The sequence below is a fragment of the Rheinheimera baltica genome (assembly GCF_030731985.1).
Taxonomy (GTDB): Bacteria; Pseudomonadota; Gammaproteobacteria; order Enterobacterales; family Alteromonadaceae; genus Alishewanella; species Alishewanella baltica.
Map to the genome: position 1 here is coordinate 210840 of NZ_JAPJDY010000007.1, position 13560 is coordinate 224399.

Below are 13560 nucleotides of genomic sequence, written 5' to 3' on the forward strand. Positions count from 1 at the left end.
AATTAGTTATTAGAAATTTCAACGTTATCAATTTGATAAACTGCACCTTGTCCGGTGCCCCACGCAGGAAACACCATAATCACGTTGATGTCGCTGATATCTAAGCCAGCGTCAAACAGGCTTTGCAGACTAAAGTGATATTTTGCCCACTCGCCGGTTGTTGGTGCCTCGCCGTTGTTACCGCTAGCTAATGGCAACTCTACTGCGCTAGATGCACCGGTAGATTCAATTTTAAATAACCAGGTAGAATCCGGGTTAGCAGGCGCATCAACGACCCGCATATCAAAACTGACGCTACCGCTGGCCAGCAAAGCTGTTGCATCAAAAGACACGCCTTCGTTGGCTAAAATACCCTGTACGGTTTCTGGCGAGCCAAGCACTGAAAATTGTGCCACATTGCCATAAGGCGCACCGGCATCGACAACCTGAGGAGTTGAACCAGCACAGCAATCCCATAGCGTCCAGTCCGGATTCACCGCATCACGAAACAGCGATAACATACCTGCACTTTGGGCGTTAGGGTTGTAAATCCGAACGTTATCCAGCCGGTACACTGCACCATTACCGGTATCCCAGGCAGGGAATACCATCAGCACATCAATCGCGCTGATATCCAGACCCGCATCAGACAAACTTTGAATGCTGAAAGTGTAAGTTGCCCACTGGCCTGTAACAGGTTCCTGGCCTGCGCTACCAGCACTTAACGGTAACTCAACGGCTGACGCGGCACCATCGGCTTCAATTTTAAACATCCAGCTGGAATCGGGGTTGGTCGGCGCGTTTACCACTTTCATGTCAAATTGCACGACACCTTCGCTAAGTAAAGCAGACGCATCAAATGGCTCTGCTGCGGCCTCAAGCAAGCGAGTGTTAAAGCCCATTACTGTTGGCGAAGCGCCAATAGAAAACTCAGCAGTAAGACCATGAGCTTCATCGTCCATTACTTCAACCGGGGTAGTACCACCACAACAATCCCACATTGGCCAGGCTGGGTTTTGCTCGTCAGTAAAAATGGTTAACGCTGGTGATGCACCATCAGGCTGAGCAATTTTTACGTTATCGACCTGATAAACGGCACCATTACCGGTATCCCAGGCTGGAAAAATCATCACCACATCAATAGCCGATAAATCCAGGCCGGCGTCAGCCAGCATTTGCAATGGGAAGGTGTAGGTTTGCCATTGACCGGTAATGGGTGCAATGCCCTCGCTACTGGCGGTAATAGGCAGTTCGGCGGCTGTGGTATTCTCGTTGCTCTCTACTTTAAACACCCAGGTTGAGGCTGGGTTTGACGGCGCCGACACGACCAGCATATCAAAGCTGACACTGCCGTTTTCAATTAACGGCGAGGCGTCAAACGGGCTGGGCACCCCTGACGGATCAGTAATAAAGGCAGAGCGGGTAATAAAGCCATTTACGGTAGGCTGGGCATTGACAACAAACTCATATACATTACCACGGCCCTCAACTTCCATCAGCGCCGGGGTAGAACCACCGCAACAATCCCAGGCAGGCCAGTTTGGATTAGGCATATCTTCGAAAATAGTTAAATTTTGTGCCACACCTGTTGATGGTGGCGAAGGAATGGGTGCCTTGCCTTCTACTAGTGTGTTTTCATCTTTATAGCCGGCACGAACGGTTTCACAACCTTTGCCGCTGTCCAGATCCTGACCGCACTGGTATACCCGCACATAATCAATCTCATAGATTTGGCCATCAGCAAAAGCGTCTGCATCAATACCCAGATTATTAACGTTCTCAGGCCAGTTACCACCTACAGCTAGATTCAGCAGTAAGTGAAAGCGCTGGTCAAAAGGGGCACTGCTCCACTGCGTTTTAAGTTCGCCAGTGATGATATCAAAGTTCTCAGTGAACCAGCCACGATGACTAAGGCCAACCGCTTCGCCCCGGCTGTTAAAACGCACTGTTGATGCCATTTGGGTTTGAAACAGGTAACCATCGACATACCAGCGAATTTCGCCTTCCTGCCATTCAATGGCATAGGTATGGAAGTCATCAGCCGGATTGGCACCATCTGGTAATAAATAGGCCTTGCCCGAACTGGCATTGTCCGGCCAGGCGCGGCCATAATGCAGGGTGCCATGAACGTTAGCTTCGGCCACGCCATCTTCACCCGCTACTTTGAGGTTAACCGCTTCCAGTATGTCGATTTCGCCAGATTTAGGCCATTCACCATAAACATAATCAGTAGGCAGCATCCAGAACGCCGGCCAACTACCCTGGCCAGAAGGCAACTTAGCACGCATTTCAAAACGACCATATTTCCAGTCACCCTGGTACTTGGTATTTAACCGAGCTGAGGTGTAAGGCTGCACCGCGCCATCTTCAGCTGGCAGGGCAACAATTTTGAGGGTGCCGCCTGACACAAACGAATTGTCCGGGCTGTCGGTATAGCATTGCTTTTCGTTATTACCGCCGCCGGCGCAATTTATTTCATGCGTCCATTTGTCGTCATCAATGCTGGTGCCGTCAAATTCGTCACTCCAGACCAGTTGCCAGTCACTTACCGGCTCGGCTGGGTTAACCGCCGTTAAATTGGTCGTGGTAGCAGTATCACCACCACATCCGGCCAGGCCTGCCGCCATTAGTAAGGCGGTTAACGTTGTAAGTTGTTTCATTTTTATAGTCATCCCCTGGGTCATTGCTATCTGCTGACTGAAGCGCCAACACCATAAGCAAGATGCCAAGAAAGATGTAAGCGCTTCCAAAAGCTAAATGATAAAATTTCAACCGTCAATAGCAATGCAGCAAAAAGCTGACCCAAAGTAGGGCGTTATATGACAAAAAAATGACTTTCCCATTAAATTTCAACAAATAAGCGCGCACCAATAAAATGAATAATAAAACCACCTTGCCAGATTATGGTGCAGCATATCGCTGAGCTGCCACAACCTCACTTTACGCGCCTCTTACGCTAGCTTGACACTTATTTACATCGCCTGTTTTACACTTATCCGTTCAGCCAGCGAGCACCATAAACCGCCGAAATTGGGACGGCACGAGATAAAAATGACTGGCATTCAAATTAACAGGAACTAAAAGATGAATACTGACAAACAAGCACTGACTTTTGCGATAGTAGCGTTTTTAACTGGCTGTGGTGGCAGTACGTCAACAGATACACCGACCGACGATGCCACTTCAAGTACGACCACAGCGCCGCCGTGCACCCGGATTTAATAGCAACACAGGTGCAACCAGCCGCCACAACCGACAATAGCTGGCGTGGCATACTGCGCATCAACTGCGATTTGTCGCATTCAGGCTACAATGACCCTATCGTTTACCCTGGCCAACGCGATGCCGCCCACCTGCATCGTTTTTATGGCAACACCCTGCTGGATGAGCACAGTAATCTTACTTCACTCTTCACCACCGGCGAGTCGAGCTGTCAGGGCAACGAGCTGAATCGTTCTGCCTATTGGGTGCCGGCCCTGTTGGCACCGTCTTACGAACCCACCAGCGGTGAGCGTTTACTTGATAATAACGGCGAGCCAGCCTGGAAAATCGTGCTTGCCGTCGTAGGCAACGACGATGAAGCGAATGAGATATTTTATTACTCAGCAGGCGTCGACGACCTGGCCTCTATTCAACCAATCCCGCTGGGGTTAAAAATGATTGCCGGTAACCATATGGGTATGCCAGGCATGGAGCAGGATACCTCGATAGTGCGCTGGCATTGTCAGTCTTGGGAGTCAAATGATGCCACTAACCCACGCTGGAGCAGCAGCATTCCAGAGTGTCTGGCACCCGATCGGTTACGGATGGATATTTTCTTCCCCAGTTGCTGGAATGGCACCGATCTGGATACCTATGATCACAAGAGCCATTTAGCGTATCCGGTTAATAATGGCGGCCCCAATGGCACAGTATGCCCGGCCAGCCACCCGGTGCCGATTATCCGCGTTAGTTTTCATTATGCCTACGGTGTAAAACCCGAAGTGTACGATCCACAAAACCGCTCTAGCCGCGGCTGGCGTTTTGCTTCTGATATGTATGACGTAAGCAACAGTACCCCCGGTGGTATGTCATTGCATGGCGATTGGTTTAACGCCTGGCACCCGGAAGCCTTGCAAGCTATTTTGGATGGCTGCATCCGCCAACGGCTGGACTGCCACGACGGTAACCTTGCCAACGGCTACCGCTTAACCGGCACCCGCGCTGGTAGCCAAACTGAGCCACCTATCGTTAATAAAGGGTTAGGGTACTAGTCTGAAAAAGGCCATCATATATAACGCTGATGGCCTCAGTTTTGCCATGGAGCACAACACCAAATTGGTGCATACTAACCATCTTATTTCTAAATTCGAATGGCGTTGTGCAACGGCTAATATCGTTCTTACACCAACCGCAAGCTTACCGGCGCGGTTATTTATCGCGCTGTTACCTTGTACTGTCGTTGCTTTTTACTGTGCCAGTGTCTGGCGCAGAAGCGGCAGAGAGTCAGGCCATTACGCCAGTTTATTACCCGGGCAAACTGCGGCAAGATTATTACACTGACTTACTACAGTTGGCACTAAGTTACCCTTGTGCTACGCAGTATGCATTGCTGCCGTCTGATCTGGATTTACCGAAAAAACGTGCCTTTGATTTGATGAACGCGGGCCAGGGCATTGATGTAATGTTCGGCAGCGCCAGCAACGAGCGCATCAATACTTACCGCGCAATACCCTTTCCTATTTTACGTGGTTTAATGGGGTTACGTATCGCGCTGGTTAGCAGCGCTGAACCCAATATACTGAAAAACGCTCATAGCGTAGCAGCCTTATCTCGGCTTCGAGTCGGGCAATTTATCAGCTGGAGCGACACGGCTATATTGCGGGCAAACGACTTTAATGTCGAAGCCGCCAGCACGTTAGAAAGCCTGTATCAAATGCTCGACAAAGGCCGCATCGACTATTTTCCACGGTCAGTACTGGAAATACAGCAAAATCAGGCAGAACATGCCGAACTTAACCTGCAAATAGACCCGCATATTCTGCTGTATTACCCCACCGCCACTTACTATTACGTTGCCAAAGACAACAACTCCCTGGCCGACGCCTTGCTCTGCGGTTTAGAACACGCCCAGCAAAGTGGCCAGCTAAACCAGCTGTTCGAGCGCTACTACGGCGACGTACTGCAGCAACTCAATGTCGCCGGCCGGCGGGTGATTAAACTACAAAATCCGTTACTACCAGCAGGTGTGCCATTACTGCGGCCCGAGCTGTGGCATCCGTTACCAGATAACAGCGCCAGTAAGCAATAAAGCCACCATTAAAGATTACAGCATTGGCAAAACAACAAAAGAACCCGTTATGCAACCCGAACTAAAAATTGAAGATTTAATAGAAGGCACCGGCAAAGCTGCCGAACGCGGTGCGCTTATCACCGCGCATTACCGCGGCTGGCTGGAAGATGGCACCGAGTTTGACTCGTCCTACAAACGCGGCGAACCTTTTCAGATAGTGCTGAGCAACAACCGGGTGATTCAGGGCTGGATTTTGGCTTAAAAGGCATGAAAACCGGCGGTAAACGCAAACTCTGGGTACCGGCAGAACTGGCCTATGGCGAGCGGCAAATTGGCAGCATGATCCCACCAAACAGTAACCTAATTTTTGAAATTGAACTGTTGGAAGTACTAACCCGGGATGATTGATAGCGCCAGCAGGCGCTAATTACCCTGGTAACTTAAACTGAACTTATTGCACTTGCACTAGCCTAATCTCGCCGTTACACTTTGCGCGTTTTTTCAACAGGAGTAGCAAGATGAGTAAACCAGCAGCAGCCGAGCATGGCCGCGGCGAGATCCGCGATAATGCGATAAAGGCGTTAGTCACCAGTAAATTGTTTCAAACCAAGGTGGTAAAGGCGAAGAAAGGCAAAGGCTCATACAACCGCAAAGGGCGTAATTCAAAAGATTACGCCCTTATTGTTTTGGCCAACCGTAAACTATCTTCCCGCTCAGGCTTGCTCGCGGTCAATCTTGGCGATAATGCGATCCAGCATCATTAAGTCATTCGCCTTTTCCATATATTCGTCGCTATCTTCATCCAGTTTTACAAGCTCAGGACGCCCCCGGCAGCAAGCTGTTTTGTAAGACATAAACGTATATGGCGTAATTCAACCGTTGAGAACATAACTAACTTACCTCAGATTTAGGCACGCTCAGGAAACTTGGAATTGCAGCTGTTTCCAACTGCTTCAGCTTTTCCAGATATGAATAGTGCGGCATATCGTGCAGTGGTTTTTCGGCCTAACGAAATAGGTCTTCCGGTACCGCCATATAAAACTGAACAGGAGTATGCATTTTTTCTCTCGAAAGGTTGTCGATTCAGCGAATATACCTCACACTGCGCCACATGTTAAAAAAAACAAACAAGATGTTAAATATTAAGAGTGTTATCTGTACTTAAAGACGCTATCGCTTTGCTTCTATTTAGCATGCTATTGATTTTGGGCTGCTGGACACTACTTTACTCAGTGCAAACCCAGTTTGCGGAAGTTAACAGCGCAAAGCCACTTATCGTTTTAAGCAGCTTTCATGGCTACTTACCGGGGGCGTTGTTGGCCCTGATATTTATGACAGGCTATGCCGCAAACCGACTTTGGCGGGGGCTGCGTCGGCAAACATTATCAGCCAATAACGGCAAGCTGACAGCAATCGGTGTGCTAACCGGTCTGGTTCTGGTAGTTATAGGTAATTTTGCCATTAACGCCTACTGGCATAATAAAGCCGAGTATGCAGGTTATCAGGAATGCCCGGCTTTTACGCTATTGACGAACCGGATAACCATGACAGCATGGAGCAAAGATGAAACCCTCTGCCTCGATAATGATGCAAGGCAAATTATCGTCCGCGGCACGCCGGATGAAACGCACCAACTGGCAACTCACCTGAACGCCAGAGCAAAACAACAGCAGGCAAAACAGCAGTTTTTGCAGCAAGAAGCACAAAGGAAAAGCGATAGTTCGAAAGGGTAAGCGGCTGCTAGCCAAGCGCAGCGCCGGTACTGCTTTAACACCGCGCCAGCAGGCACTGGTGCAGTTTTACCATATAAGCTTTACCAATCTGGGGCTGATCACGCTGCCAGTTACGGTGCTGGTGATTATGTGGCTGGCCGTGTCGAAGCAAGTGTTGTGGTGAGGCGAAAGTAACCCACCTGAAGGTAGTAGTGAGCTGGCCAGAATGATAGGCTAGCCAATCAGATGAGCATACGCATTACAGGAAGCTATACCAATGCGGGTACACTTTATCGTACACGAGAGTTTTGAAGCACCGGGTGCATATGCAACATGGGCAAAGCAGCGTGGGCATGATGTTAGCTTCTCCCGGGTCTATGCCGGTGAAAAACTGCCAGCTAATGCGCAGGGTATCGATTTATTGATCGTGATGGGTGGACCGCAAAGCCCGGCCACGACGCTTGAACAGTGTGCGCATTTTGACTCAAAAGCAGAACAAGCGTTAATCGCTTGCGCCATCAGCCAGGGTAGCGCTGTGCTCGGTATTTGCTTGGGTGCGCAGTTGCTGGGCGAAGCGCTCGGTGCCCCGTTTACGCATAGTCCGGAAAAAGAAATTGGAAAATTCCCAATCTTTCTAAGCCCGGCAGGAAAAAAACACTCGTTGTTCAGCCAGTTTGGCGAAAGCCTTGCTGTGGGGCACTGGCATAACGATATGCCGGGGCTCACTGCAAATACAGCAATTCTTGCCTACAGCGAAGGTTGCCCACGTCAGATAGTCGCGTATTCAGATTTAGCCTACGGCTTCCAATGCCATATGGAATTCACGCCAGACGTCGTTGAACAGCTGATTGCCCATTCAGAGAAAGATCTGAGCCAGGCAACAGCATACCGCTTTGTTGAAACCGCAGAAACGCTGCGCACACATGACTACAGTGAAATGAACAAGGCGTTGTTCATCTTCCTCGACAAACTGGGAGCACATTACCTCTCGGTAAAAGCCGCTACGAAAAGATAAGGCCTATAAACTAATCGCTCAGGCTTGCTCACGGTCAATCTTGGCGATAATGCTATCCAGCACCATTATGTCATTCGCTTTTTCCATATAATCATCGCTAACTTCAAGTCCTTTTAACGTGATGAGTTTAAACTAAGCCAGCCAGCGAAAAAAACAAAGCACTTTTTGGTACAAGGGTGAGCAGAATGTAAAAAGCCCCGTTTTGCGGGGCTTTTATTTACGGTAAAGTTAACGGTTTATTCGACTGTTACTGACTTCGCTAAATTACGTGGCTGGTCTACGTCGGTGCCTTTGATAATGGCGACGTAGTAGCTGAGTAACTGCAACGGCAGGGTGTAGACGATAGGAGCCAGGATGTCGGCGACGTGTGGTACGTTGATTACCCGCATGGTGTCGTCAGACTGGAACTTGGCATCGGCGTCGGCGAATACGTATAAAATACCGCCACGGGCGCGCACTTCTTCGACGTTTGATTTCAGCTTTTCTAACAGGTCGTTGTTAGGCGCTACCACGATAATCGGCATTTGCGCGTCAATCAGAGCCAGCGGGCCGTGCTTTAACTCGCCTGCGGCGTAGGCTTCGGCATGAATATACGAGATTTCTTTAAGCTTTAACGCGCCTTCCATGGCGATAGGGTACTGATCGCCACGGCCTAAAAACAACGCATGGTGCTTGTCGGCAAATTCCTCGGCTAAGGCTTCAATTTGTGGCGCCAGCGTTAAGGCTTGTTCCAGTTTACCCGGTAAGCTTTTCAGCGCTGCGGTTAACTCGTGCTGTTGTACCGCGGTTAAGCCGTTATATTTGCCAATCGCCAGCGTTAACATGGCTAAGCCCACTAATTGCGTGGTAAAGGCTTTGGTAGAGGCTACACCAATTTCGGCGCCGGCGCGGGTCATAAAAGCTAAGTCTGATTCACGCACCAGTGATGAACCCGCTACGTTACAAATGGTTAAACTGCCCACATAACCGGCTTCTTTGGCTAAGCGCAATGCGGCTAAGGTATCGGCCGTTTCGCCAGATTGCGAAATGCTTACCAATAAACTATTTGGCTGCACGAACGATTTGCGGTAGCGAAATTCAGAAGCAATTTCAACGTTACAGGAAATGCCGCCTAACGATTCTAACCAGTAGCGCGCCACCATGCCCGAGTGATAACTGGTACCACAGGCGACAATTTGCACGTGCTTAACTTGTTTAAATAGCTCTGCTGCACCGTTACCAAAGGTTTCATCTAACACGGAATCGCTGCTTAAACGGCCTTCAAGGGTGTTATTGATTGCGGCTGGCTGCTCGTAAATTTCTTTTAGCATAAAGTGGCGGTACTGGCCTTTGTCGCCAGCGTCGTAACTTACGTTAGACTCGTGTACTTCACGCTCGACAGCATTACCATTGCTATCAAAAATGCTTACGCTGTGGCGGGTAATTTCTGCCACGTCGCCTTCTTCAAGAAACATAAACCGACGGGTAACCGGCAACAATGCCAGCTGATCTGAGGCAATAAAGTTTTCACCAATACCCAGGCCAATAACCAACGGGCTGCCTGAACGGGCAACTACCACGCGGCTGGCGTCGGTTTTGTCCATAAGCACGGTGCCATAAGCGCCATGCAATTGCTTAACCGATTTTTGAACTGCCGCCAGCAAACTACCGGCAGTTTTAAGTTCTTCTTCCACTAAGTGCGCGATAACTTCGGTGTCGGTGTCAGAGGTAAACACATAACCTTTAGCTTTTAAGGCATCGCGAAGCGGGCTGTGGTTTTCAATAATGCCGTTGTGCACTACGGTAATATTGCTGGAAACATGCGGGTGAGCATTGCGCTCGCTGGGCTCGCCGTGTGTGGCCCAACGGGTGTGGGCAATACCGGTGCCACCTGTTACCGGCTTTTCAGCAACGGCATCGGCCAGCTCTTTTACCTTACCCAAACGGCGTAAGCGGGTTAACTCACCGCTTTGCGTCACAACCGCAACACCGGCAGAGTCATAGCCGCGGTATTCCAAGCGGCGCAGACCTTCAACCAGAATATCTACCACATCACGTTGCGCTACCGCGCCAACTATTCCACACATACTGTTTCTCCAAAAACCGTTAATTCGTTGTATTTATGCAAAGGCCGCAGCGGTTAACCGGCTACGCGGATTACCCTTACGCCTTGTTGTTCTATTAATGCCGCATCGGCGGCAGGCAAGCCTTCGTCGGTGACTAATACTTTGATCATTGACCAGGACAATTCTAAGTTGTGTATTTTGCGGCCCAACTTGTCAGACTCCAACATAACAATGACTTCGCGCGCTACGTCGGCCATTACCCGGCTTAAGCTGTATAACTCGTTGTACGTGGTGGTACCACGCGCTAAATCGATACCGTCTGCGCCAATAAACAGCTGATCAAAATCATAGTTGCGTAGCATCTGTTCCGCTAACTGGCCTTGAAATGCCTCTGACTGCGGGTCCCAGGTTCCGCCAGTCATCAGCAGGGTTGGTTCGTTTTCCAACTCGCGCAGCGCATTGGCTATTCCCAACGAATTGGTCATTACCACTAAGCCAGGTTTTGCAGCCAGTTCAGGTAACAATGCCGCCGTAGTGCGGCCGCTATCAATAATAATGCGATAATGATCTTTAATCAGACTGGCTGCTGCTTTGGCAATTGCCAACTTTCGTTTCGAAACCTTTGCTAAACTTGAATCACTTACAAAGTCTTGCGGTACTGGCACCGCACCACCATAACGGCGCAATAACAAACCGGCTTGTTCCAGCACAGTCAAGTCCTTACGAATAGTGACTTCCGATGTTTGAAACTGTTCTGCCAGCTGCTCAACCGATAGCTCGCCTTGCTGTTGTAGTTGGCTAACAATGAGATGGCGCCGTTGTTGGGTATTTCGTTTATTCATATCTTTCGATTAAGTTTCGAAGTGAAAGATATTTTAAGCTGAATTAATAATTTTGCAAGTCGCAATTTTCTGGCTGGCGAGTAACGCAACAAAGTTAATGATAACCATTTGCATTTGATAATTATTCGTATTATAGTTTGTCGCGTTAACGGATTAAATGCTTTACCAGGCCACGGATGGGTCTCCTGGTCGTTGTTTTACTTGTCTTGCACGTTAGGGGGTGGGTTTTGCCACCCCTGTTTTTTTCTCAGGTTATTTATGTTTCAACGCTGGCAATATCTGTTGGAAAAATGGCATTTGCTGGCCTTGCTGCTATTGCCTTTATACTATGCGTACTCAACAACAGCAGACAATTTACGGTCTGTAGTTCTGCTTTACGGCCTGTATAGCATCATTGTTGTTGCCAGCCTATGGCGCTTACCTTTGGCCTGGCCACCAGCAAAAATAACCGGCTGGGCCTGGCTGGAACAGTTTTTATTTCTTGCACTTTTACTCACACTGCTTGGCCTATTTTATCTGCCGCAGGCTCCCTTTTCATCTTTCGCTGCGCAGGTACTTTGGTTAAATACGCAACTGGCTTTAGCCGGATTATTGCTAAAGCACTACTGGGCAGTAAAAACACGCCAAGCTAGCGCAAAAACGGTTAATACCGCACCGCATTGGTTGGTGGGGTATGCCAGCCAATCAGGCGTGGCGCAACAGCTAGCACAACATAATGCAGCCCAACTACAGCAAGCGGGCTTTGCGGTTACCCTGGCAGAGCTAAACCAAATTAACCAACTTCAACTCAATAGTTTCCAGCGGGCACTATTTGTCGTCAGTACTTACGGTGACGGTGAGCCACCAGATAATGCCAATCAGTTTTATCAACTGGCGCAGCAGTGGCAGCATTCACTGCATCAGTTGCAATTTGCCGTATTAGCTTTAGGAGACAGCCGCTATCAGCAGTTTTGTGCTTTTGGTCGCTGGCTACATACCTGGTTACAACAGCGTGATGCTAAACCGTTGCATCCACTTCTAGAGCTAGACACGGCAAAGCAGCAAGCGCCGGTAATGACACAATGGCAACAGCTGTTAACTGGCTTTACCAAAACACAGGCCCCGCAAATGCAACCAATCTGGCAGCAAGCGCGCTTAGAAAGCCGTTACATTGCCAACCCAGCCAGTAAAGGCTTGCCGTGTTTCATTGTAAAGTTACAGCTGCCTAGGGGGAGCCAATGGCAAGCCGGTGATATTGTCGATATTCAGCCAGAAAACAGTAAGTGCAACGTGGCGTTATGGTTAACGCAACACCAGATCAACGGGTGTCAGGCAGTACAATACAAAAGCCAACATATGCCGCTATGCTGGGCGCTAGCTGAGTTACAGCTGGACAACGTCTTGCCGCCACCTGAAGGGGTGCCGGTAGAACGTTGGCTGGCGCAACAGCCAAAGCTGCCACTGCGAAGTTATTCTATCGCGTCGTTGCCTGAAGAAGGCCCTGCCGTGCTGCTGGTACGCCAAGTGAAAAAGCCCGACGACACCTTGGGTATAGGTTCAGGCTGGCTTTCGGCGTGGTCAATAGAGCAACAGTTAATACAAGTGCGGCTGCGTGAGCATACACCATTTCATTTACCCCAAGACGACATACCGTTAATCCTTATCGCCAGCGGTACGGGTATTGCCGGACTACGCGCCTTATTGGCACAACGGGTTAAACGGGGGCAGCGGCAAAACTGGCTGATATTTGGTGAGCGCCACCCAGACAGCGACTTTTTCTTTGCTAAAGATATTCGCCATTGGCAGCAGCAAGGTTTTATACCGCAATGCGATATGGCGTTCTCACAAGCGCACGCAAACAAGTATTATGTACAACACGCACTGGCAGCAAAACGTGAGCAGGTAAAACAATGGTTGGCCAGCGGCGCCGCTATCTATGTTTGCGGCAGCCTGCAAGGTATGGGCAGCGCTGTACATCAGGTGCTCACCAACATTATGGGAGATGCCGCGCTTAGCCGGTTACAACAACAGGGGCGTTACCGGCGAGATCTGTACTAGTTATTACCCGGTGCAAAGCTTATGCGGCCACTTTGTACTGCCATATTTATAGGCACCGCGGTAAGTAATTTTACCGTAGGGTTGGAGGTGTCTAGCCGGTAAACCGGATTATTCGCCAGAAAACCATTTACCAGCGCCAGCAATTCATTGCTTACCGGCGCCAGGTTACCGCGGTAGCCTGCCGCTTCAATAGTCGAACCCAGTAACTTAACCGAGCGCAGGTAAACGGCTTTTTCAGCGCCGTCATAATAAGGTACGCCTTCAACGTTCAGCTGCATGGTGGCCGGATAACTTAAACCAAATAACGACAAGGTTGCCGTTGCCCCCGTATTAACACGCACGCGGTCTGAATTGTCCGGGCCAATATCAACTTGCATTGTATCCACTTTCATATTTAGCGGAATGCCAGCCACATTAGCCTGACGCGTTAAGCTTGGTATTTGCTGGCGCAACAGTTGCTCAAGGTCCGCCTCTGATACCGAGTAAGTAGACATTTGTTGCAATTGGCTGCAACCGGCTAGCAACAACACAAAAATATACAGGATGAATCTCATAATATCCCCAAAAATTATTGCCCTAAAGGCAAGGGCAAAAACATGTTTTATCTGTGCTCTGTTATACCATTTCTTTCGCTAATCTGTATAAACTCATGCTTGAA

General features: G+C 49.3%; 11 protein-coding genes and 1 pseudogene. 8 read left to right on the top strand and 4 right to left on the bottom strand.

The window, feature by feature from the left end:
- Window positions 1–2 precede the first annotated feature (2 nt).
- Complete coding sequence (locus ORJ00_RS13235) at window positions 3–2639, bottom strand: glycoside hydrolase family 16 protein (protein WP_306140085.1); 2637 nt, start codon at window positions 2637–2639, stop codon at window positions 3–5.
- A gap of 424 nt (window positions 2640–3063) precedes the next feature.
- On the opposite strand from ORJ00_RS13235, the gene ORJ00_RS13240 reads away from it, so the two are divergent.
- The 7 genes and pseudogenes from ORJ00_RS13240 (at window position 3064) to ORJ00_RS13270 (ending at window position 7978) form a co-directional block, all read left to right on the top strand.
- The gene (locus ORJ00_RS13240; protein ID WP_305976631.1) at window positions 3064–3201 is read left to right on the top strand and encodes a hypothetical protein; all 138 of its coding nucleotides are present in this window, start codon (window positions 3064–3066) and stop codon (window positions 3199–3201) included.
- An 11-nt stretch (window positions 3202–3212) separates the two neighbouring features.
- Window positions 3213–4232, top strand: coding sequence for a DUF1996 domain-containing protein (locus tag ORJ00_RS13245; protein ID WP_306140086.1), 1020 nt, complete (start codon window positions 3213–3215; stop codon window positions 4230–4232).
- 107 nt (window positions 4233–4339) lie between these two features.
- Window positions 4340–5269: a substrate-binding periplasmic protein gene (locus ORJ00_RS13250; protein WP_306140087.1), complete on the top strand. Its 930-nt coding sequence runs from the start codon at window positions 4340–4342 to the stop codon at window positions 5267–5269.
- 49 nt (window positions 5270–5318) lie between these two features.
- Window positions 5319–5659: pseudogene (locus ORJ00_RS13255) on the top strand (FKBP-type peptidyl-prolyl cis-trans isomerase).
- Window positions 5660–5769: 110 nt separating this feature from the next.
- On the top strand, window positions 5770–6015 hold the full coding sequence (gene arfA, locus ORJ00_RS13260; RefSeq protein ID WP_037053303.1) for an alternative ribosome rescue factor ArfA: 246 nt from the start codon (window positions 5770–5772) through the stop codon (window positions 6013–6015).
- A 384-nt stretch (window positions 6016–6399) separates the two neighbouring features.
- Window positions 6400–6984: a DUF1240 domain-containing protein gene (locus tag ORJ00_RS13265; protein WP_306140088.1), complete on the top strand. Its 585-nt coding sequence runs from the start codon at window positions 6400–6402 to the stop codon at window positions 6982–6984.
- Window positions 6985–7240: 256 nt separating this feature from the next.
- A complete protein-coding gene (locus tag ORJ00_RS13270) occupies window positions 7241–7978 on the top strand; it encodes a type 1 glutamine amidotransferase (RefSeq protein ID WP_306140089.1) in 738 nt (245 codons plus the stop codon).
- A 236-nt stretch (window positions 7979–8214) separates the two neighbouring features.
- On the opposite strand, the gene glmS is transcribed toward ORJ00_RS13270, so the two are convergent.
- Window positions 8215–10044, bottom strand: coding sequence for a glutamine--fructose-6-phosphate transaminase (isomerizing) (gene glmS, locus ORJ00_RS13275; RefSeq protein WP_027670536.1), 1830 nt, complete (start codon window positions 10042–10044; stop codon window positions 8215–8217).
- Window positions 10045–10097: 53 nt separating this feature from the next.
- A complete protein-coding gene (locus tag ORJ00_RS13280; RefSeq protein ID WP_306140090.1) occupies window positions 10098–10865 on the bottom strand; it encodes a DeoR/GlpR family DNA-binding transcription regulator in 768 nt (255 codons plus the stop codon).
- A 258-nt stretch (window positions 10866–11123) separates the two neighbouring features.
- Here ORJ00_RS13280 and ORJ00_RS13285 point away from each other — a divergent pair, with 258 nt between their 5' ends.
- Window positions 11124–12902 (top strand): flavodoxin domain-containing protein, encoded by a 1779-nt coding sequence (locus ORJ00_RS13285; RefSeq protein ID WP_306140091.1) that lies wholly within the window; start codon window positions 11124–11126, stop codon window positions 12900–12902.
- Here the strand turns inward: ORJ00_RS13285 and ORJ00_RS13290 are convergent.
- A complete protein-coding gene (locus ORJ00_RS13290; RefSeq protein WP_027670538.1) occupies window positions 12899–13456 on the bottom strand; it encodes a YceB family lipoprotein in 558 nt (185 codons plus the stop codon). The two genes, ORJ00_RS13285 and ORJ00_RS13290, sit on opposite strands and share 4 nt — an antisense overlap.
- Between the last annotated feature and the right edge of the window lie 104 nt (window positions 13457–13560).